Annotated in this window: 19 protein-coding genes and 1 pseudogene; 7 read left to right on the forward strand and 13 right to left on the reverse strand. The window is 63.6% G+C overall.

Annotated elements, in window-relative coordinates; genetic code table 11:
- Window positions 1–93 precede the first annotated feature (93 nt).
- The 7 genes from V6617_RS17725 to V6617_RS17755 all read left to right on the forward strand — a co-directional run bounded on the left by V6617_RS17725 (window position 94) and on the right by V6617_RS17755 (window position 12,029).
- On the forward strand, window positions 94–2,529 hold the full coding sequence (locus V6617_RS17725; protein WP_338608242.1) for a HAMP domain-containing sensor histidine kinase: 2,436 nt from the start codon (window positions 94–96) through the stop codon (window positions 2,527–2,529).
- Between the two features lie 4 nt (window positions 2,530–2,533).
- Complete coding sequence (gene tsaE, locus V6617_RS17730; RefSeq protein WP_338608243.1) at window positions 2,534–3,004, forward strand: tRNA (adenosine(37)-N6)-threonylcarbamoyltransferase complex ATPase subunit type 1 TsaE; 471 nt, start codon at window positions 2,534–2,536, stop codon at window positions 3,002–3,004.
- A 3-nt stretch (window positions 3,005–3,007) separates the two neighbouring features.
- Window positions 3,008–3,751 (forward strand): nucleotidyltransferase family protein, encoded by a 744-nt coding sequence (locus V6617_RS17735; protein ID WP_338608244.1) that lies wholly within the window; start codon window positions 3,008–3,010, stop codon window positions 3,749–3,751.
- Window positions 3,751–6,822 carry a double-strand break repair protein AddB gene (gene addB, locus V6617_RS17740; protein ID WP_338610765.1) on the forward strand — a complete coding sequence of 1,024 codons (3,072 nt, stop codon included), beginning with the start codon at window positions 3,751–3,753 and terminating at the stop codon, window positions 6,820–6,822. Before V6617_RS17735 ends, addB begins: the two co-directional genes overlap by 1 nt.
- Complete coding sequence (addA, locus tag V6617_RS17745) at window positions 6,819–10,232, forward strand: double-strand break repair helicase AddA (RefSeq protein ID WP_338608245.1); 3,414 nt, start codon at window positions 6,819–6,821, stop codon at window positions 10,230–10,232. Before addB ends, addA begins: the two co-directional genes overlap by 4 nt.
- A gap of 108 nt (window positions 10,233–10,340) precedes the next feature.
- A complete protein-coding gene (gene trxA, locus V6617_RS17750; protein ID WP_338608246.1) occupies window positions 10,341–10,664 on the forward strand; it encodes a thioredoxin in 324 nt (107 codons plus the stop codon).
- 252 nt (window positions 10,665–10,916) lie between these two features.
- Window positions 10,917–12,029 carry a transporter substrate-binding domain-containing protein gene (locus V6617_RS17755; RefSeq protein ID WP_338608247.1) on the forward strand — a complete coding sequence of 371 codons (1,113 nt, stop codon included), beginning with the start codon at window positions 10,917–10,919 and terminating at the stop codon, window positions 12,027–12,029.
- Between the two features lie 100 nt (window positions 12,030–12,129).
- On the opposite strand, the gene V6617_RS17760 is transcribed toward V6617_RS17755, so the two are convergent.
- From V6617_RS17760 to V6617_RS17820, 13 genes and pseudogenes are all read right to left on the reverse strand, one after another.
- Window positions 12,130–13,422, reverse strand: coding sequence for a folylpolyglutamate synthase/dihydrofolate synthase family protein (locus tag V6617_RS17760; protein WP_338608248.1), 1,293 nt, complete (start codon window positions 13,420–13,422; stop codon window positions 12,130–12,132).
- A 10-nt stretch (window positions 13,423–13,432) separates the two neighbouring features.
- A pseudogene (gene accD, locus V6617_RS17765) lies at window positions 13,433–14,438 on the reverse strand (acetyl-CoA carboxylase, carboxyltransferase subunit beta).
- 73 nt (window positions 14,439–14,511) lie between these two features.
- Window positions 14,512–15,339 (reverse strand): tryptophan synthase subunit alpha, encoded by an 828-nt coding sequence (gene trpA / locus V6617_RS17770; RefSeq protein WP_338608250.1) that lies wholly within the window; start codon window positions 15,337–15,339, stop codon window positions 14,512–14,514.
- Window positions 15,340–15,472: 133 nt separating this feature from the next.
- Window positions 15,473–15,655, reverse strand: a complete 183-nt coding sequence (locus tag V6617_RS17775; RefSeq protein WP_338608251.1) for a hypothetical protein — start codon at window positions 15,653–15,655, stop codon at window positions 15,473–15,475.
- A 146-nt stretch (window positions 15,656–15,801) separates the two neighbouring features.
- A complete protein-coding gene (locus V6617_RS17780) occupies window positions 15,802–16,221 on the reverse strand; it encodes an SRPBCC domain-containing protein (protein WP_338608252.1) in 420 nt (139 codons plus the stop codon).
- 5 nt (window positions 16,222–16,226) lie between these two features.
- Window positions 16,227–16,658, reverse strand: a complete 432-nt coding sequence (locus V6617_RS17785) for a DUF1801 domain-containing protein (protein WP_338608253.1) — start codon at window positions 16,656–16,658, stop codon at window positions 16,227–16,229.
- Window positions 16,659–16,670: 12 nt separating this feature from the next.
- Window positions 16,671–17,090: a DUF1801 domain-containing protein gene (locus V6617_RS17790; protein WP_338608254.1), complete on the reverse strand. Its 420-nt coding sequence runs from the start codon at window positions 17,088–17,090 to the stop codon at window positions 16,671–16,673.
- 4 nt (window positions 17,091–17,094) lie between these two features.
- Window positions 17,095–17,325: a hypothetical protein gene (locus V6617_RS17795; RefSeq protein WP_338608255.1), complete on the reverse strand. Its 231-nt coding sequence runs from the start codon at window positions 17,323–17,325 to the stop codon at window positions 17,095–17,097.
- Window positions 17,322–17,645, reverse strand: a complete 324-nt coding sequence (locus V6617_RS17800) for a metalloregulator ArsR/SmtB family transcription factor (RefSeq protein ID WP_338608256.1) — start codon at window positions 17,643–17,645, stop codon at window positions 17,322–17,324. The genes V6617_RS17795 and V6617_RS17800 overlap by 4 nt, the downstream gene beginning before the upstream one ends.
- Before the next feature lie 576 nt (window positions 17,646–18,221).
- Window positions 18,222–19,442, reverse strand: coding sequence for a tryptophan synthase subunit beta (gene trpB / locus V6617_RS17805; RefSeq protein ID WP_338608257.1), 1,221 nt, complete (start codon window positions 19,440–19,442; stop codon window positions 18,222–18,224).
- A 12-nt stretch (window positions 19,443–19,454) separates the two neighbouring features.
- Window positions 19,455–20,102, reverse strand: a complete 648-nt coding sequence (locus tag V6617_RS17810) for a phosphoribosylanthranilate isomerase (RefSeq protein WP_338608258.1) — start codon at window positions 20,100–20,102, stop codon at window positions 19,455–19,457.
- Window positions 20,102–20,452 carry a LapA family protein gene (locus V6617_RS17815; RefSeq protein ID WP_338608259.1) on the reverse strand — a complete coding sequence of 117 codons (351 nt, stop codon included), beginning with the start codon at window positions 20,450–20,452 and terminating at the stop codon, window positions 20,102–20,104. Before V6617_RS17815 ends, V6617_RS17810 begins: the two co-directional genes overlap by 1 nt.
- A 167-nt stretch (window positions 20,453–20,619) precedes the next feature.
- Complete coding sequence (locus tag V6617_RS17820) at window positions 20,620–20,901, reverse strand: integration host factor subunit beta (RefSeq protein ID WP_338608260.1); 282 nt, start codon at window positions 20,899–20,901, stop codon at window positions 20,620–20,622.
- Window positions 20,902–20,963: the final 62 nt, after the last annotated feature.

Raw genomic sequence — 20,963 nt, forward strand, 5'->3', positions numbered from 1 at the left:
CTTTCCGGCCACCTCAGGGGCAGTCAAGGCAAATCATTGAGCAAGAGGGCATCAGGAATGCAGCCGGCAGGATTCCGGAAATTTACGGGATTCATGGCCATTGGCGTTGCGGGCGCAGCCCTTTTTGCCGCCTCCCCGGCCCTTGCCGCTCCCTTTGCAGCCACCGCCATATCGGGCGCCGCACCCTATACGATGGCGCTGGGCGCCGCCGGGTTCGGGCTGGTCGCAACGCTTTTAGCGCTCAAATGGCGGCGCGAGGCGGAAGTGGCGCAGCTCGATGCCAGCGAAAAGCTGGGCGCGATGCGCGCCGCGCTCGATGAATTCGAGGGGCTTTTGGCCGGGATGCCCGAAGTCACCATCATCTGGCGCGACACGGGGATCGAGCCTTCGGTGATCGGGCCGATCACGGCGCTCTTGCCGGGGGAAAACCGCCCCCATGCGGTGCTCGAATTCCGCTCATGGCTCGAAGACGAGGCGGCGCGTGCGCTGGCGGGACGGCTGACCGATCTGCGCATCGAGGGGCGGGTTTTCGAAACATCGGTGACCGCGCGCGACGGACGGATCATCCGGGCCACAGGGCGACTGGTGGGCGGCGCGGCGGTCGTGCGGCTGCGGCCCTCGGGCGCCAATGTGGAACCCCCGCTCAAGGGCGCGGATCTGACCCGCCTGCCCTCTCCGGGCGAAGCGCAGGCGATCCTTGCGAACCTGACCATCCCGGCCTGGTTGCGCGACAAGGACGGGCTGCTGATCTACACAAATGCGGCCTATCTTCATTTTACCCGCACGTTGGGGCTCAAGGGCGAGCGCGGCACGGCGCCCGACATTTTCGACGTGGCGACCCGCGAGCGGCATTTGAAGGCCATCGAGGATGCGGCCGATACGATTGCCTTTACCGAGGAGCACGCCATTGCCGGGGGGCTCGAACTTGTGCTGTTTCCGCTTTCGGGCGGCAGCGCGGGCTATTGCTACTTGCCCGTGGCGCGGGCCAAGCCGGCCGAGACCGAGGATCCCGAGCCCGATCTGGGGCACCTGACCACGGTGATCGATGCGCTGGCGACGCCCATTGCCGTGTTCGACAAGCGCCAGCAACTGACCCATTACAACACCGCTTACGCCAATTTCTGGGGGTTGGACACGGGCTGGCTCAACACAGAACCCAATGAAAAGGCGATCCTGGACAAATTGCGCACGCAAGGGGCGCTGCCGGCGGAAACCGATTATCGCGACTGGCGCGGCAAGCATTTGATGAGCTATGCGCTGACCGCGCCGCGCGAGGTGCCCTGGTATCTGCCCGACGGGCGATGCGCCAATGTGATCGCGGCACCGGCCACCGGCACGGGCGGGGTGATCTATGTCTTTGAAGACATGACCGAACGGCTGGCGCTCGAAACACGGCACAATGCGCTGATGCATGTGCAGCGCGAAACGCTCAATGCGCTGACCGAGGGCGTTGCGGTGTTTGGCACCAACGGGCGGCTCAAACTGCACAATCCGCGGCTGTCGATGCTGTGGAAGCTGCCCATGAACACGCTGGGCAACCATCCCCATATCGACGAGGTCGCAAGGGTCTGCGCCGAAGCGTTCCCCGAGGACGGGCGGCGTATCTGGGGGGATTTGAAACAGCGGATCATCGATCTCAACCCGACCCGATCCGACACCAAGGGGCGGATCACGCGCGCTGATGGGCGGTTGCTCGATTATGCTGTGGTGCGGCTGCCCGACGGGCAGACCATGATGACCTTCGTCGATGTTTCGGAAAGCGCCAATTACGAGCGGGTGCTGAAAGAGCGCAACGAGGCGTTGATCGCGGCGGATCGGTTGAAAGATACCTTCGTTCAGAACGTGTCCTACGAGTTGCGCTCACCGCTGACCAATATCATCGGCTTTGCCGATCTTCTGGCCTCGGGCGAAGTGGGGCCGCTGACCGACAGGCAGCGCGCCTATACCGATTATATCCGGTCTTCGAGCGCCAATCTGGGGCTGCTGATCGACAACATTCTGGACCTGGCGACGGTCGATGCGGGGATTGCCCAACTCAATCCCGAAATGCTCGACATTTCCACGCTGATCGAAAAGGCGCGGGCCGGGCTCGATGCGACGTTTTCGGGCGGGGACGAAAAAGTCGATCTGGCGGTCGAGATCGAGGACGATCTGCCGACATTCGTCGCCGATGGCACGCGGATCGTGCAAGTGCTCTATAATCTTTTGTCCAACGCGGCGCGGTTTTCCGATCCTGGCTCGCAGGTACGGCTCAAGGTCTCGGCACGGGGCAATGAGCGGATCGCCTTTGCCGTGGAGGATGACGGGGTGGGCATCCCCGAGGACGTGCGCAATGCGATGTTCCAGCGCTTCGAGGGGCAATCGGTCGAGGGTCGTCAGCGGGGCGCCGGGCTGGGGCTGGCGATCGTCAAGACCTTCGTAAACCTGCATGGCGGATCGGTTCTGATCGAGGGCCGCCAGCCGCGCGGCACGCGGGTGACGGTGATCATTCCGTCCAACACCGCGCTGGCCCAGAACGCGGGCGAATAGGGCCATGATCGCGCTGTTCGCGCCCGATGCGGCAGCGACCGACGCCATCGGGGCGGCGATTGCCGCCCATCTCCGCGCGGGCGATATCGTAACGCTCGGGGGCGATCTGGGGGCGGGGAAGACGGCGCTGGCGCGGGCCATCATCAGGGCGCGGCTCAATGACCCCAACCTCGAAGTCCCCTCGCCCACTTTCGCCATCGTCCAGCCTTATCGCGGCATCATCCATGCCGATCTTTACCGGCTGGCCGATGAATCGGAAATCGACGAGTTGGGGTTGATCGAGGACGAGAACGATATCGTGCTTGTCGAATGGCCCGAGCGCGCGCCCTCGCTTATGCGGCGGCCGGGGCTGGGGATTGCCATCGGCATGGGGGCTGCGGGCAACGGGCGCGTCTTGAGCGTTACGGCAAGAGGCCGCGAACCTAAGGGGCTGGCCGATGCGCTTGCGCCGTGGCGGGCCGAGGAGACACAATAGGTCATGAGCGATTCCTTTCCCGTGCCACCCATTTCCGTGCCCGACGTGATGCTGCTTGCCGCAGGGCTGGGCACGCGCATGCGGCCCCTGACCTTCGAGCGGCCCAAGGCGCTGATCGAGGTGGCGGGCAAGCCGCTGATCGATCACGCCATCGATGCAGCACTGGCCGAAGGCTGCACGCGGTTCGTGGTCAATGCCCATCACAAGGCGGAAATGATCGCCGCCCATTTTGCGCGGCTCGAAAGCGCCCTGCCCGATCTGGGATTTGCGGTGAGCCATGAAAAAGAGAGGCTGCTCGATACGGGCGGCGGGCTGCGCAAGGGGCTTGAGCTTTTGAGGTCCGATCCGGTGCTGGCGCTCAACACCGATACGTTCTGGCTGGCTGGCAGCGACACCCCGATTGCGCGGATGCAGGCATGTTTCGAGGCGGGCGGGGCCGATGTCGTGCTGTTGTGCGTGGCGCCCGACAAGGCTTCAGGGTTTCGCAAGGGCGCCGATTATCTGATGGACGCGGACGGGCGGTTGAGCAAGACCCATGGGCGACCGATGGTTTATGCGGGCGCTGCGCTGATTTCGCGGGCGCTGGCCGCGACGGGACCGGATGTGCCGTTTTCACTCTACCGGCATTTTGAGACGGCGCGTGAGGCGGGGCGGCTCCGGGGCGTCGAAATCGCCGCGCCATGGTTTCACGTTGGCGACCGGCAGGCGCTCAAGCGCACCGAGCAGGATATCGGCGCGCTCGTGTGATGGCGCGCTCGGGCACCATTTTTTCCATCGCGCCGCACGCGCCGTTTCTCGCTACGCTGGCGGACGCGATCATCGATGGGCGGGTTGCGCCGGGCTGGCGGCGCGAGGGGCCCTTCTGGCTTTCTGACTTCACGATCTATCTGCCGACGCGCAGGGCGGCCAACACGCTGTCGCGCATCCTTGCCGACCGGCTGGGCGACACCCCGATGCTGCTCCCCGACATACGGCCACTGGGTGGAGACGATCCGAGCCAGGAGCCGTTCATTCCGCCCTATGAGCCGGTGGAGTTGCCCGGTGCGATCAACAGGTTCAAGCGGCGGCTGCTGCTGGCTGAAATCATCGAGCGCTGGCTGGCGGTGACGGGCGAGGGTGCGTTTTCGGCGCCGGGTTTAGGCGGGGTTTCCGGGGCGCCCAATGGGGCGGAAATCTTTGCGCTGGCCGATTCGCTGGGCACGCTGATCGACGATTTCACCATTGCGCGGCGCGATCCGCGTTCGCTGAAAAGCATCGAGAGCGATCAATTGCCCGCCCAATGGCAAGAGCACCTCGATTTCGTGACCTTCGTTCTGGACGCCTGGCCGCAGATCCTGGCCGGTGAAGGTGAAATGGAGGCGGCCGAACGCACCAATATCCTGCTTGAGCGCAAGGCGGCATCACTTGCGCTGGTGCATGGGGACAGACCCGTGGTGGTGGCCGGTTCGACCGGGTCGATCCCGGCGACGGCGGACCTGATCGCTTCGGTGGCAAAGCTGGCCAATGGGGCCGTGGTTCTGGCCGGGCTCGATACGCGGATCGATGGCGGCACCCTTGCCGCACTGGACGATCCGAAGCGCAATCCGCATGGGCATCCGCAATACGGGCTGGCGCGTCTGCTCAAGCGGGTCGGCACGCTGCCCAAGGCGGTGACCGAGCTGGCGCCTGAGGAGGCGCCGCGCACCAAAATTTTGAATGCGGCGCTGGGGCTGCCGGACGCCACCGCGCAATGGCAGACGGTTGCGCAGGATCTGGGCGCAGAGCTGCAGGCAGGCACACAAGGGCTGTCGCTGGTCGTGGCGCGCACGCCGGAGGAAGAAGCCCGGGCCATTGCCGTGTGCGTGCATGACGCGCTGGACCACGGCAAATCGGTGGCGATCATTGCGCCCGACCAGACGCTGGCGCGGCGGATTTGCGCGGAACTGGCGCGGTTTGGCGTGCCGCTCGACGATGCGGCGGGGACGCCATTGCTGCTCTCGCGCGCCGGGCGGCTGGTGCGGCAAGCGGTGAGCGTTCTGGCCAATGGGCTGAACGCCGTCGATATCATGGCGCTGCTGCGCAACCGGCATGTGGCGCTGGGACTGGGGCGGGGGGCGGTGGCGCCGGCGAGCGAATGGCTCGATCTGGGGATCCTGCGCGGACAAAGGCCCCTGCCCGGCTTTGACGGTTTGCGGCGCGCCGTCAGCGACAATCGCGACGGTATCACCAGGCGTCCGGCGCTCAAGCTCGATGCGGACAAGGCGCAGGCGGTTCTTGGATTGATCGATGCGCTGGAGGCGGGATTGGCGCCATTGGCCGGACTGATGGCGCGGGATGAGTTTGCGGCGAGCGCGGTCGCTGAGGTGATCGGCGAGACAATCGAGCGGTTGAGGGACGTACCGCAAGACGAAAAAATCGCGCCCCTGGAGGGCGAGGACGAACTGGCACGCTGGATCGAGCTGGCGGCTCGGCAGGGCGCGCGGGGGCCAAGACTTTCGGGCGGCGGGCTGGCGTTTGCGCTGGAGGGGCTGATGGCCGGCCAGAGCGTGCGGCCGCGCCAGCCCGATGCCGAAGATGTGCAATTGTTCGGGCGGCTGGAAGCGCGGCTGATGGATGCCGACCGGGTGATTTTGGCCGGGATGATCGAAACGGTGTGGCCCGAAGTGGCCGATCCGGGGCCGTGGATGAGCCGGGGCATGCGGTTGGCGGCCGGGCTCGAGCCGCCCGAAAAGCTGCACGGGCTGGCAGCCCATGATTTTCTGATGGCGGCGGGCGGGCCTGAAATCGTGTTTACCCTGCCCGAGCGGGCCGGGACATCGCCGGCCAATCCCTCGCGGCTGATCCAGCGGCTGGAAGCCTTTGTGGGGCCCGAGATCAACAAGAAGATGCAGGAGCGCGGCGCGGTCTGGGTGGAGATGGCCCGGCGGCTCGACGCCACGGGATTGCCGCCGCAACCGGCGGGGCGGCCCGCGCCAAAGCCGCCTGCCGATGTGCGCCCGCGCAAACTCTCGATCACCGAGGCGGAAACGCTGTTGCGGTCGCCCTACGATCTTTACGCGCGCCACGTTCTGGGGCTGCGGCGCATCGATGCGCTTGGCGCCGACCCCGATCATGCCGAGCGCGGCACGCTGATCCACGATATTTTAGGCGATTTCCTGACCGAAGGGCACGATCCGCAAAGTGCCGACGCGTTTGACGCGATCATGGCCATCGCCCAGGAACGCTATGGGCGGCTCGATGCCATTCCGGCGCGGCGCGACATCTGGCTGGCGCGGTTTGGCGCGATCGCGCGGGCGTTTCTCGAATTCGAGCGCGACAGGCCTCAGATCGCGTGGCGGATGGCGGAGATTTCCGGCAGCATCGAATTGCCGCTCTCCGATCCGCCTTTCGTTGTTTCGGGGCGGGCCGACCGGATCGACAGGACGCGGAGCGGCGGGCTCGAAATCATCGATTTCAAGACAGGTCAGGCGCCGGCGCCAAAGGAGATGAAGCAGTTCTTTGCACCGCAATTGCCGCTCGAAGCGCATATGGCACGGGTTGGCGGATTTGTGGGGGCCGAGGGCCAGACCGAAAATATGGCGTTCATCAAGCTCTCGCACGGACCCAAGGCGCTTGAGATCACGCAATACGCCGTGCCGGACGGGATGAGTCTTGCCGATGCCATCGATACGAGTTTCACCCTGTTCCAGAACCATGTGGCGGCGATGCTGCTGCGCGACGATTTTCCGATGACGGCGCGGGTCCTGCCCAAGCCCAGCCAGCGGTTCAAGGGCGATTACGACCATCTGGCGCGCACCGAGGAATGGACGCTGCTCGATGGCGGGGAAGAGGGCGAATGAGCCAAGAAATCCTTCGCGTCCCGCCCGATACCAATGCCAAGCAGGCGCGGGTGGCCGAGCCGCGGGCCAATGCCTGGGTTTCGGCCAATGCGGGGTCGGGCAAGACCTATGTGCTCTCGCGCCGGGTACTGCGGCTGTTGCTGGATGGGGCTGCGCCCGAGGCCATCCTGTGCCTGACCTATACCAAGGCGGCGGCGGCCGAAATGCGGCACCGGGTGACGGGGATTCTGGCGGGATGGGCGCGGGCCGGCGAGGCCGGGCTGGAAGAAGATTTGTTCAAGCTTTTGGATTACCGCCCTTCGGAAGCCGAAAAGCTTAGGGCACGGAGCCTTTTCGCCCATGCGCTCGATACGCCGGGCGGGCTCAAGATCAACACCATCCACGCCTTTTGCGAGGCGGTGTTGCAGCGCTTTCCGCGCGAGGCCGGCGTGCCGGTCAATTTCACGGTCATCGAGGACGCGGACGCCACGGCGCTGTTGCGCGAGGCGCGCGAGGGGGTGATCGCCGAAGGGCTCAAGGCCGATGGGCCGGTGGGCGCGGCGGTGCGGGCACTGTTCGATGCGCTCAGCGACAGCCAGATCGAAACCGCGATTGGCCAATGCCTTGCCAACAACCGCAAGCTGGGTCCGATCCTTGCCGATCCCGAGCGGGCGATTGGAGCGATGCGGGCCAGCATGGGGCTGGGCGCGGGCGAGACAATCGAAGCGTTCAATCGCCAGGTTGTGGATGGGATGCTGGTTTCGACGGGCGAATTTCCCGTGATCTGGTCGCTGACACCGCCCGGCGTCGCCAAGCGGGCCGGGTTCGAGGACAAGCTGGGGCGGATCGACCGGGCGGCCCCAACCGCCAGCCAGCTTTTCGCCGCCTATCTCACCGCAGCAGGGACGGCGCCCAAGCGCGGGTTCCCGGCCAAAGCCATTGTCACGGCCATGCCCGAACTGGCCGAGCGGCTGACGGCCGAGGCGGAACGGCTCGAAGGGCTGTTCGAAAAATCCAAGGCCCTGACCATCGCCGAAAACAGCGCGGCGCTGACAAGGGTTCTCGCGGCAATCCTGAAACGCTACGAGACGCAGAAGCGGGCCCGCTCGCTTATGGATTTCGACGATCTGGTGGCGCGCACGGCGGCGTTGCTGGGCGACAGAGGCATGGGCGAATGGGTGCGCTACAAGCTCGATGCGGGAATCGACCATATCCTTGTCGATGAAAGCCAGGACACCAATCCCGAGCAATGGGCGGTGATCGATGCGCTGGTCGACGATTATTTTTCCGGAGCGGGGGCAGCGCAAAGGCCCAAGACGATCTTTGCGGTGGGCGACCCCAAGCAATCGATCTATTCGTTTCAGGGGGCCGAGCCAAAACTGTTTCTGGACAAGGGACGCGCGCTGGCGGCGGCAGCCAGGGCGGCGGGGCGCATCTGGTACGGAGAGACGCTGGAAACAAGTTTTCGCACGCTGGGGGAAATCCTTATCGGTGTGGACAAGGTGTTTGGCCGGCCCGATATCGCAGCATCGCTTCTGGCCGAGACGATCCGGCATGAGCCGGCGCGAACGCGAACCGGCGGGCGGATCGAAATCTGGCCGGTGATCGAAAATCCCGACAGCCCGGAGATTCCCCAAGCCTGGCCGACCGAGCCGGTGGAAAGCCTTGCGGCGGCGCCAAAACAATTGGCGAACCGGATTGCCGATACGATTGCCGGCTGGATCGAAAGGCGGGCGCCGATCGGGCCGGGGGGGCGGGCGATGCGGCCCGAGGATATTTTGATCCTCGTCCAGAAGCGCAAGGGGATTTTTCCCGAGATCGTGCGGGCGCTCAAACAGCGCAATATCGCCAGCCCAGGCGCCGACCGGTTGCCGGTTTCGGCCCATATCGCCATCGACGATCTTCTTGGGCTTGCCGATTTCCTGCTCAATCCGGCCGACGATCTGACGCTGGCGGCGGTCTTGCGCTCGCCGCTGTTTGCGATTTCCGAGGAGCAATTGTTCACGCTGGCTCATGGGCGGGGGAAGGCAAGCCTTTATGAACGGCTGGCCGCGAGCGGGATGGAGGCCGCGCAGGCCGCATATGAGCGGTTGAGCGGGCTGCGGCAGCGGCTCGATTTCGATCGGCCATACGAATTTTTCGCGCATGTGCTGTACGGTCAGGGCGGGCTGAAACAGTTTCATGCGCGGCTGGGCGAGGAAGTGGACGAGGTGATCGCCGAATTTTTAGATCTGGCGCTCGAGCACGAGACGTCCGATCAACCATCGCTCACCGGGTTTGTCGCTTCGATGCGGGCCTCGGACATTGTGATCAAGCGCGATCTGGTGGCCAGAGCGGGCGGCGTGCGGGTGATGACGGTGCATGGGGCCAAGGGGCTCGAAGCGCCCGTCGTGATTCTTGCCGATGCGGCGACCAAGCCGCGGGCGGTGTCCGATGCCGTGTTTTTCGGCACCCGTGATGGCGCGGCGTTCCTGCTCTATTGCCCGAGCAAGGACAGCCATTGCGACGCCTCGCGGCCGCTGCGGGCCGAGGTGGAGGCGCGCAATGTCGCTGAATACTGGCGCAATCTTTATGTGGGCATGACGCGGGCCGAGGAGGCGCTCCATATCGCGGGGACGCTCGACAGCCGCACCAAGGTGGAGGAAACCTGGTTCGGCGCGGTGTCGGGCGCTCTGGGCGACGAGAGCGCCACGGTTTGCGACCATCGGGGGGACGTGTTGCGGTTTCCGGCGGCGGGGGCGGCTGACGGGGCGGGCGGGCAGGCGAGCGATGATGTGCGTGCCTCAACGCAACCGCTGAGGTTGGGGCCACCGCAAAGGCGCGCGGCGTTGCCGATCATCACCCCGTCGCGGCACGATGAGGTCTGGGTGCCGTCGGGGCTGGAAACGGCAGCGGAAAGTCTGCTCGATGCGCGCGGGGCGCGGCTGCGGGGCATTGCGCTGCACGCGCTGCTGCAGCATTTGAGTGCCGTACCTCAGGAGCGGCGCGAGGCCGTGGCGCTGAGCGCAGCGCAGACGCTCTTGCCCGACGATCCCGAACTTGCCGGGCCGGTGGCCGCGCGGGGGCTGGCGATCCTTTGCGATCCGGCGTTGGCCGGTCTGTTCGGAGCTGACAGCCGCGCCGAGGTGCCGTTCTCGCTTAAAGTGCGGCAGGGCGGGTCCGAGGCGCGGCTTGAGGGGCGGATCGACCGGCTGGTGGTCGGGGAGAGCGTTCTGGTGGTCGATTACAAGTCCGATGCGGGGGTGCCGGGCGGGCCGGAGGCGGTTTCGGCGGGGTATGTGCGCCAGTTGGCGCTATACCGGCTGGCAGCGCAGCGCCTGTTTGCGGGAAAGAGGGTCGAGGCGGCGATCCTGTGGACGGAAAATTCGCACCTCATGACCATTCCAGCCGGTCTGCTCGATGCGGCTGTGGGCGACGTCACGGTGCTGTGAGAAGGACACCTGACAGGGAGGCTTGAACTGGCTCCCGACTCTGCCTAGCTATAGTGCAACGTAATTCTCAAAGGTCCATATGTGGGGCCTGACAATAAAGGTAGTGCCATGACCGGACACGTTACAGACGCCAATTTCTCCACGGAAGTCCTGGGCTCGAAAGAACCTGTGCTCGTTGATTTCTGGGCGGAATGGTGCGGTCCTTGCCGGGCGATCGCCCCGATCCTCGAAGAGATTTCGGGCGAGATGGCGGGCAAGGTCAAGATCGTAAAGCTCAATGTCGATGAAAATCCCGGTGTTGCCGCGCAGTATGGCGTGCGCTCGATCCCGACCATGATCCTGTTCAAGGGCGGCGAAGCTGCCGACATCAAGATCGGTGCGGGCACGCCCAAGGCCGGTCTTGTCAAATGGCTCGAAGGCCACGCCGCCTAGGGATTGGCAGGTGAGGTCTGGCTGCAAACGCGGGATTTCGCTGACGCGGACCTTCGGTTCGTTCAGCCCTGACCTGTCCTGAGATCCATTAAGGTTTCAAGATTTCTCGCCTCTCCTTTCGTTTGGGCGAGACAGCAGAACGCCTCCAGCCTTCGGGTTGGAGGCGTTTTGTTTATTGGGCAAACTTGTGAAATCGGGCGATTGCGAGTTCACTGGCGGTGCTGTTTTGACCACTGCATGGGACCGGGCCTTATGTTTTTTTCTTTCCTGCGCGCTGCGCTGTTCGCGATTGTCGCCGTTTCGACCGCGATTGCCACGGGGCCCGCCGGCGCCCAGAGCGACCAAACTCCTGTTCCGTCTGCAGACCAGCCCATGACCGTGGGCGTTTATGTGCACCCGCCCTTTGTCATGGAAGCCGACGGGCAATTTGACGGCATGGCGATCGAGCTTTGGCGGTGGCTGGCCTCCCAGCTCGATCTCGAGAGCGAATATGTCGAGTTCGACACAATCGGCGACCTGGTGGACGCCACGGCGTCCGGGGAGGTGGACGTTGCGGTGACCAACATTACCGTGACGCGGGGACGGGCCGAGCGGATCGATTTCACCCATCCCTGGTTCGACGCCGGCCAGCGCATCATGGTCGACGAATTTTCCGGGGGGAGCTTTTTCGATCTTGTCGCGGGACTCAACGAATCGGGCCATCTGCGCGCCTATGCTTGGATTCTCGTCGTCATTATCGTCGCCACGGTTCTGGTGACGCTGTTCGACCGTCGCTTCGACAAGGATTTTCCCCGCCGCTGGAGGGACGGGCTTGCCGAGGGATTTTACACCGTCATGTCGGTTGCGACTTCGGGCAAACCGCCGGCGCGCAAGAACCTTTTCGGCTGGGCTGGCCGATTCTGGCAGGGGCTCTGGCTGGTCTGCGGCATTGCGGTTCTGGCCTATCTCACCTCATCGGTGACGAGCGTGATGACCACCCTTTCGCTCAACAACCAGATCAATACCGAGGCAGACCTGCCCGGCAGGGTGGTCGGGGTCCAGCCGGGTAGCGTATCGGAGGATTATGCACTCGAGGCCGGGCTCAACATCCGGCCGTTCAGCCATATCGATCAGGCCGTGGAGGCGCTGGTGGCGGGTCGGATCGACGCAATTGTCGGAGATGCGCCGGTGCTCGAATATTACGCGCATACCAACCCGCAACAATCGGTATCCGTTGTCGGCCCGATTTTTGCGCCGGACAAATATGGCTTTGGACTGCCCCAGCGCAGCGAGATGACGCGCCAGCTCTCGGTGGAACTGATCGGCGCACATGAAAGCGGGCTGATCGCTGACCTTAAGACACGCTATTTCGGAGACGAGTCCTAGAGCCTTGTTTTGTGGGGTTTTCGAACCGCAAAACCGTTTCCGCTCTTGCTGGCCACGCTCTAAACCGCGTTTGCGGCGAGGCCCGGAATAGAGCCCGGCTTCAAACCGGCGGGGTCCTGTTCTGCCTGAGCACGGCTCCGGCCAGATAGAGCGAGCCGCAGATGACGATGCGGGCGCCTTCGAAATGGGCGGCGCGCTGCAGGGCGGCGGGGATCGAACGGGCGATGGTGGTGTCGATGCCCCTGGCTTTGGGGAAACCGGCAAGCGCGCGGGCCGGCAGGGCGCCGGTTTCGCCGGGGATGGGGACGGTAAAGACGTGGCTGGCCATATCGGCCAGAGGCGCAAAGAAATTGGCGGCGTCCTTTGAGGCCATCATGCCGCACACCAGAACCAGCGGGGCGGGGCGGGCCTTGTTCATGTCCTTGAGCGCAGCAGCGAGCACCCCGGCACCGGCCGCGTTGTGGCCGCCATCAAGCCAGAGTTCCTGGCCCTCGGCGAGGTAGGACGACAGCGCGCCGCGCAGCGGCATGAGCCGGGCCGGCCAGACCACCGAGCGCAGCCCTGCGCCGAGCTGATCCTCGTTCTCGACAAGGTGGAAATGGCGCATGGCGGCAAGGGCGAGCGCCGCGTTGTCGACCTGGTGGGCGCCGGCCAGGGCCGGCAGGGGCAGGTCGAGCAGCCCATCCTCATCCTGATAGACGAGCTTGCCGCGCTGGGCAAAGCCGTCGAAATCGACCCCGGCGGCAAAGGGGACAACGCCAAGTTTTTTCGCTTCGGCATCGATCACATCCATGGCGTCATCGGGCTGGCGGGCGACGACCAGCGGCGCGCCGCGCTTTACGATGCCGGCCTTGGCCGAAGCGATTTCGGCGATGGTTTCGCCCAGGAACTGGGTGTGATCGGAGGAAATGGGGGTGATGATGGTGCCGTGCGGCTTTTCGATGACGTTGGTCGAATCGAAGCGCCCCCCGAGCCCCACTTCGAGCAGCAGGTAGTCGGCCGGCACGCGCGAGAACAGCAGGAAGGCAGCGGCGGTGGTGATCTCGAAAAAGGTGATCGGCCTGCCGCCATTGGCCGCTTCGCATTCTTCGAGCGCGGCGTTGAGCGCCCGGGCGGAAACGAGTTTTCCGGCCAGCCGGACCCGTTCGCGGAAGGCGACGAGATGGGGGGAGGTATAGACATGGACACGTTTGCCCTGCGCTTCGAGCATGGCGCGCAAGAAGGCTATGGTCGAACCCTTGCCATTGGTGCCGGCCACATGGATGACCGGCGGCAGGCGGTCCTGCGGGCGGCCGATGGCTTCAAGCATGCGCTCGGTGCGCCCAAGCTCGAGATCGATGAGCTTGGGGTGGAGCGTGAGCAGCCGCTTGAGGATCGCGTCGGTGCGGGACACGGCTGACCTATCAATTCAAAGGTTTATTCGGCGTGACCGGCGACGGGGGCATTGGCGAGGAAATCTTCGTCACCATCGCTTTCGGCGGCAAGTGCGGCGTCGCGGGTGGTGACGGTGGCGACCGCGGCCCCGGCAACGGCACGGGCAGCGGGAATGGCCTCGTTGACCGGAGCCCGGGTCAAAAGACCGATCAGCGAACCGATGGTCGAGCGCAGATCATGCCGATGGACGACCATATCGACCATGCCATGATCATAGAGATATTCGGACCGCTGGAAGCCCTTGGGGAGCTTTTCGCGGATGGTCTGCTCGATGACGCGCGGGCCGGCAAAACAGATCAGGGCACCGGGTTCGGCGATCTGGACGTCGCCCAGCATGGCATAGGAGGCCGTGACGCCGCCGGTGGTGGGATTGGTCAACACCACGATATAGGGCAGACCCGCTTCGCGCAGGCGCTGCACGGCAACCGTGGTGCGCGGCATCTGCATGAGCGAGAGAATACCCTCCTGCATGCGGGCACCGCCCGAGGCGGTGAAGATCACGAAGGGGAGCTTTTTTTCCACAGCCAGCTCAAGCCCGGTGATGATGGCGGACCCTGCCGCCATGCCGAGCGAGCCGAGCATGAAATCGCCATCCTGAACGGTGACCACCGCTTCCTGGCCATAGAGCTTGCCGGTGGCGACCACGATCGCATCGTCGCGCCCGGTGGTGTTGCGGGCTTCCTTGAGACGGTCGGTGTAGCGCTTGGTATCGCGGAATTTCAGCGGATCGGCGGCGACCGCGGGCAGGGCGATGGTTGTGTATTGGCCATCGTCAAAAAAGTGACCCAGACGATCGGTTGGCTTGATCTTCATGTGGTAGCCCGAATTGGGCACGACCCACTGATTGGCCTCCAGATCGCGATGGAACACCATTTCCCCGGTTTCGGGGCATTTGACCCACAGATTGTCCTCGACCTCGCGGCGATTGAGGAAGGAGCGAATCTTGGGGCGAACGACGTTGTCGATCCAGTTCATTTTCTCTCGTCTCAGCTTTTCATTCGGGCGGAAAGCGCTGCCCAAGATGTAGGAAGCAATTGTGGCAATACTATCAGCTTCTGGCGCTGCGTGCACCCTGCGCCAACGTGCGGACCAGATTGTGAACAGCCTGTGGAGTGCCCAGGCTGGCGCGGCCGTTTTCGAGCGATTTCTCGATTGCGGAGACCAGTGCGGAACCGACCACGACGCCGTCGGCGTCCTTGCCGATCAGCGCTGCATCCTCGACCGATTTGATGCCGAAGCCCACGGCAACGGGCAGATCGGTGACCGATTTGATGGCTTTGACCGCCGCGCCCACCGCCGCGCGGTTGCTGATTTCGGCGCCGGTGATGCCGGTCATCGAGACATAATAGACAAAGCCCGAGGCGTTGTTGAGCACGGTGGGCAGGCGGTTTGCGTCGGTTGTGGGTGTGGTGAGGCGGACGAAGTTGAGCCCGGCCTTGATCGCGGGGATGCACAATTCGTCATCCTCCTCGGCGGGGAGGTCGACGACGATCAGGCCATCGACGCCCGATTTGACCGCTTCGGCAATGAAATTTTCGACGCCATAGATGTAGATGGGATTGTAGTATCCCATCAAAACGATTGGGGTTTCATCGTCCTTTTCCCGGAAACGGGCGACCATCCGCAGGGTTTTTTCAAGGCTCATGCCGGCGGCAAGGGCACGCTGGCCGGCGAGCTGGATGGCGACCCCATCGGCCATGGGATCGGAGAAGGGCATGCCCAGCTCGATCACATCGGCGCCGGCCTCGGGGAGCCCGGCGAGAATGGCGTCGGCGGTTTCGGGATCGGGATCGCCCGCCATGATGAAGGAGACGAAGGCGGGGCGGTTTTCGGCCCGCGTCTTTTCAAACCGCTTGTCGATGCGCGAGGCGCCCATGAAATCTCCCGGTAGAAATGCCAGTTGTCGCGCGGATAAAGGACAGGTTGGGGGGTCAAGTCAACTCCGGCAACACAAAAGGCACCCGGCGTAAGCGGGGTGCCTTTTTGATGTCGGTCGCGAAAGCGGAAAATTACTTGGAGTTGAACGCGGTATCGAAAGCGTGGCGAGCGAGATCGGACCGGTTCAGACCGCGCGAGCGCAGCGCGTCGTCGGACATGCTGGACAGATCGGAATAAAGGTTCGAAGCATTGCGGGCGCGGCCCACGTCACCGAAAAAACCCGATATGGAAGCGAAAACGCCGTTGCGTGCCATTGTTCAAATCTCCTGAAAGGTGCTTGATTTCTTTAGATTTAAATGCGCTTACCAGGGGCAATAAACAAGAGCTCAATGGGTATTCCAGCCATGCGCAGAACGGAGGGCTGACGGCCAGGGACGCCCGAGACGTCAGCCCCGGTATGCTAGGCCTTGCCCTCGGCCAGCAGCTTTTCGAGGTTGGCCAGGTTTTCCTGCCAGCCCCATTTGGCGCCGCCGATGGCTTGTTTCTGGTTGGGGTTAAAGCCGGTCTGCTCCATGCGCAGACGGGTGCCCGTGGCAGTGGGAGTGAGGGTGAAGACCACGACGCTTTCGAGCGCGTAGGCGGGATCGGAGTGCGGGTGGTTCCAGGTGTAGGACAGGGTCTTTTCGGGCTCTATGGCCAGAACCTCACATTCCACGCCGCCCCAATCGCCGCGCAGGGTGAAATTGTGCCCGATCTCGGGCTTGAAGTCGGTCTTCATCAGCCATTCCTCCATCAGGTGGGGCTGGGTGAGGGCGCGCCAGATCTTTTCGGGCGGGAAGGGGATTTCGCGTTCGACGGTGACGGTGACGGGCTGGGTCATGGCGGTTAATCCGTGGCGGGCTTTTTGGACCGGGCCGGCTTCTTGACGGCGTTGAGCGCGGCGGCGGCAGAGATCAGAGCCTTGAAGGCATCCTCGTCGATTTCTGCGCCTTCATGGATATCGATGGCGCGGCGCATGTTGCCCTCGAGGCTCGAATTGAACAGGCCCTTGGGGTCATCGAGCGAGGCGCCCTTGGCGAAGGTGAGTTTGACGTAGGTCTTGTAGGTTTCGCCGGTGCAGATGATGCCGGCATGAGACCAGACCGGGGTGCCACGCCATTTCCATTCCTCGAGAACTTCGGGAACGGCCTCGTGGATCAGCGCGCGGACACGGGCGAGGGTTTTTCCGCGCCAGTCGCCGAGATCGGCGATGCGGGCATCGATCAGGCGCGTCGCATCGGCCTGGGTGTTTTCACTGGTTTGAGGCGATTTTTTCATAAGGCATACCGTTCAGAGTTTTTCGCCGGGCAGCTTGCTGGCCTGTTCGATCCATGCGGCGAACCGGTCCTCATCGAACCCTTTGTCCTCATAGATATCGAGATAGCGCACTGCCGGATATTTCGAGATGCCGGGCGGGGGTGGATCGAGATCGCTGCCCCTAAAGAAGGTCACCTTCACGTATTTCGTCATGCAGTGGTAGGAGGTGAACCAATAGTCCTTTTCGACCCCGTAAAAGGGCGAGTTCCATTTCACTGCCTTTTCGAGGTTGGGCACCACGCGCTCAATGATGGCATCGAGGCGGCGCCCGATATCGCCCTTCCAGCCCGGCATGGCGTCGAGGTAGGCGGCGACCGGGCCATTGCCATAGCCCTTGGGAATCTGGGGATTTCCGCCGGACAACAGCACCGGCTTGTCGTTGGATTTGCTCATGGGGTCATGCCCTTTCGCCAATGCGCCGCCCGCCGCGCCATTTGACGGCATAGGGTAGCACGAACAGGTAGAGCCCCGTAAAGAGCAACAGAAACAAGGGAATGAGGGCGAGCAGATAGACCCAGAAGGCGGGCTCTTCGCCACCGCCCAGAGCAATGAAATTGACGATGACGCCAAGCGTGAAGGCGATAGCGAGCCAGCGGTGAGCCTGGCGAAACCAAGCGTTGATTTTCATTGATCCATTCTCCTCAACACATCTTCGAGATCGTCGAACCGGCTGTTCCAGAAGCCGGCCATTTGCCGGGTCCAGTCGGCCAGGGGGGCCAAAGCATCGATGCGGGCGCTGTAATGGGTGTGGCGGCCCTCGTGGCGATCGCTGACCAGCCCGGCCTGCCGCAGCACGCCGAGATGCTTTGAGACCACCGGCTGGGACACACCAGCGCCCTGAGTCAACGCGCCGACCGTAAGCTCGCCGTTTTTGCACAGGCGCTCGAACAGGGCCCGGCGGGTCGGGTCGGCGAGAGTGCGAAACAGAACATCGGGGGTGGCGGACATCGATGACATATATCCCGTTGGCTATGGGTCGACGTATAGCTAGATAGGTATGTGTTTGTCAAGCTCCTTGGGCGGTAAGGATATGAAGAGTTAGGTAGCGCGATAAACGCATACCATTTGGGGCATGTGTTTGGAGCGACGCTGAAAGATGGACGGCGAGAATTGACCCCCGGGGCGACAGGGGGCGGTGAGGCGTTTGGGCAAGCGTCGCAAGCGCTGGGGGTACTGGGTCCCGGGTCTTCGCCCGGGATGACGGTGGGGAGGGAGGGGAAGGCGACGTGACACTGCCGGCGCTCAAGGCCCCCTCACCGGCATGCCGGCCTTCTCGCCTAAGGTGAGGGTAAATAATGCTTGCAGCGTTTGAGACAGGCACGGTGGATCGTCGCGGGTTTCCGGGTTCATCCCGAACCGGCCCCTCCTACCTAGGTCATCCCGGGCGAAGACCCGGGATCCAGTAAGCGGCAGGCTTGCGGTTCTGTCTCGGTGCCGAGCATACTGGGCCCCGGCTCAGGGCCGGGGTGACAGCGAGGTGGTTTTGGCAGGCAGGAGCCTTTGCCCCCGAAATGTCGATTGGCCCTAAAGCGCCATGCCCAGATGCTTGCCGACGGATTCGACGTCCTTGTCGCCGCGGCCGGAGAGGCAGAGGACGATGATGTCGTCCTTGGCCATTGTGGGGGCGAGCTTGATCACATGGGCAAGGCCGTGGGCGCTTTCGAGCGCAGGGATGATGCCTTCGAACTTGGTGCAGGCCATGAAGGCGTCGAGCGCCTCTTTGTCGGTTATGGGCACGTAGCTGACCCGGCCGCTGTCGCGCAGGAAGGCGTGTTCGGGGCCGACACCGGGATAGTCCAGACCGGCGGAAATCGAATGGCCCTCGGTGATCTGGCCGTCGGCATCCTGGAGGAGATAGGTGCGGTTGCCATGCAGCACGCCGGGGCGACCGCCGGTCATCGAGGCGGCGTGGCCGTCTTCCACGTCAAGGCCGTGTCCGCCTGCTTCGGTGCCGAAGATTTTCACATTCGGCTCATCGAGAAAATCGTGGAAGGTGCCGATGGCGTTCGAACCGCCGCCGATACAGGCGACCAGCGCATCGGGGAGCCGGCCTTCGGCTTCCAGAATCTGGGTGCGGATTTCCTCGCCGATCACCTTTTGAAAGTCACGCACCATTTCAGGGTAAGGATGCGGGCCGGCCGCCGTGCCGATCAGATAATAGGTGGTGTCGACATTGGTCACCCAGTCACGCAGCGCCTCGTTCATGGCATCCTTGAGCGTGCCGGCACCGGCGGTGACCGGACGGACCTCGGCGCCGAGCATTTTCATGCGCAACACGTTGGGCATCTGGCGCTCGACATCGGTGGCACCCATGAAAATGGTGCAGGGCAGGCCGAACCGGGCGCACACGGTTGCAGTGGCCACACCGTGCTGGCCGGCCCCGGTTTCGGCGATGATCCGGGTCTTGCCCATGCGCTTGGCCAAAAGGATCTGGCCGATGCAGTTGTTGAGCTTGTGGGAGCCCGTGTGGTTGAGGTCTTCGCGCTTGAAATAGATCTTTGCGCCGCCCAGTTCGGCGCTCATGCGCTCGGCGAAATAGAGCGGGGAGGGGCGGCCGGCGAAATGGGTGCGCAAATCGTCCATTTCGGCGAGGAATTTCTCGTCGGCCTGGGCGGCGCGGTAGGCTTTTTCCAGATCGAGGATCAGGGGCATTAAGGTTTCGGCCACGAAGCGCCCACCATAAATGCCGAACTTGCCGTTTTCGTCGGGTCCCTGACGCAGGGAATTGGCGCTTTGCTGGCTCATAGTCGTAAAACCTTACTGTGCCGCCGCCCGGGCGCTGGCGATGAACCGGGAAATCAGCCCGGCGTCCTTTACGCCCTTTTCGCGCTCGACGCCCGAAGAAACGTCGAGGCCGAAGGGTTTTAGGGTTTTGACGGCGCGGGCCACATTGTCGCTGTCAAGACCAGCGGAAAGCATGAAGCGGACCGCAGGGTCAAGACTTTCGAGCAGCGACCAATCGAACACGGTGCCCAGACCGCCTGGACGGGTGGCATTTTTTGGCGGCCGCGCATCGAGGATCAGCCGGTCGGAGACGGGGCGATAAAAGGGGACCTGACGCACGTCGTTTTTATCGCCGATGGGCAGGGCCTTGATGATTTTCAGCCCCGAGCGCTCACGAATATCGGCCACGCGGCCCTTGGGCTCAGACCCATGGAGCTGGAGCCATTGGGCGCCGGCTTCGACAGCGGCGGCGACGGTGTCGTTGTCGGGATCGACAAGCAGGATAACCGTTTCGATGCGGTCACCGGCCTGGGCGACAAGCCCTGCAATCGTATCGAAGGAGATATGGCGCGGGCTTTTTTCGAAATGAACGAACCCTATCATGTCGGCGCCTTGCGCGATGACATGATCGAGGATGTCGGGGGTTTTGACCCCGCAGATCTTGATGATGGGCTGGTCCATCAGACCAATTCGTCCGTGGCGAGCAGCGCGGCATCGGGCTCACGCGCCGGGGCGCGGCGGGAGCGCTCGAGATCGGCCTTGAGCTTTTCGTTTTCGCGGCGCAGGCGGCGTTCGTGCTTGCGGTGCTGGCCTTGCGTGAACCAGACCGAGAGCCCACCGAGCGAAATGCCGATGAACAGCACGGCATAGATCACCAGAAACAGCGGCACGCCGAAGCCGGGTGCGGCCTCGTCGGCGGCAACAAGAGGATTGAAGTTGACGGCGACCGTGTGCCGGTTGGCCAACGCAAAGACCAGGACCAAAAGGCATAAAGGCACGAGAACGAGCCAGCCGACGATGCGTTTGCGCATAGAATTTCAATTCCATCTGTCGCGGCGGCGGACCGAAAGAGCCGCCGGCGCTGCCGGTTACTGGATCCCCGATCATGTCCGCGATGACAACCGGGCAAAGGCCGTCCCTATCACCTTTTCGCAATGGCGGGCGGCTTTTGTAAGGCCGGCTCGCCCTGGGGTCGGTGTCAGCCGCCGTTGAGCCGTTCGCGGATTTCCTTGCCGGCCTTGAATTGCGGCACGTATTTTTCGCCCACGTCGACCTGTTCGCCGGTGCGCGGGTTGCGGCCGACCCGTGCCGGACGGTTCTTGACCGAAAACGCCCCGAAACCGCGCAATTCGACCCGGTCGCCCCGAGCCAGCGCATCGCCGACCTCATCGAGGATGGCGTTGACGATATTTTCGATATCGCGATGGAAAAGATGCGGGTTTTCCGCCGCGAGCGTTTCGATGAGTTCGGATTTTATCATTGTCTGTCGCACGCCCCCCGGCGCAAATTGGGGTGTTTGACACCCTCGGGCTAATTATCTGT

Origin of the sequence: Pelagibacterium nitratireducens (assembly GCF_037044555.1) — a bacterium.
Lineage (GTDB): Bacteria > Pseudomonadota > Alphaproteobacteria > Rhizobiales > Devosiaceae > Pelagibacterium > Pelagibacterium nitratireducens.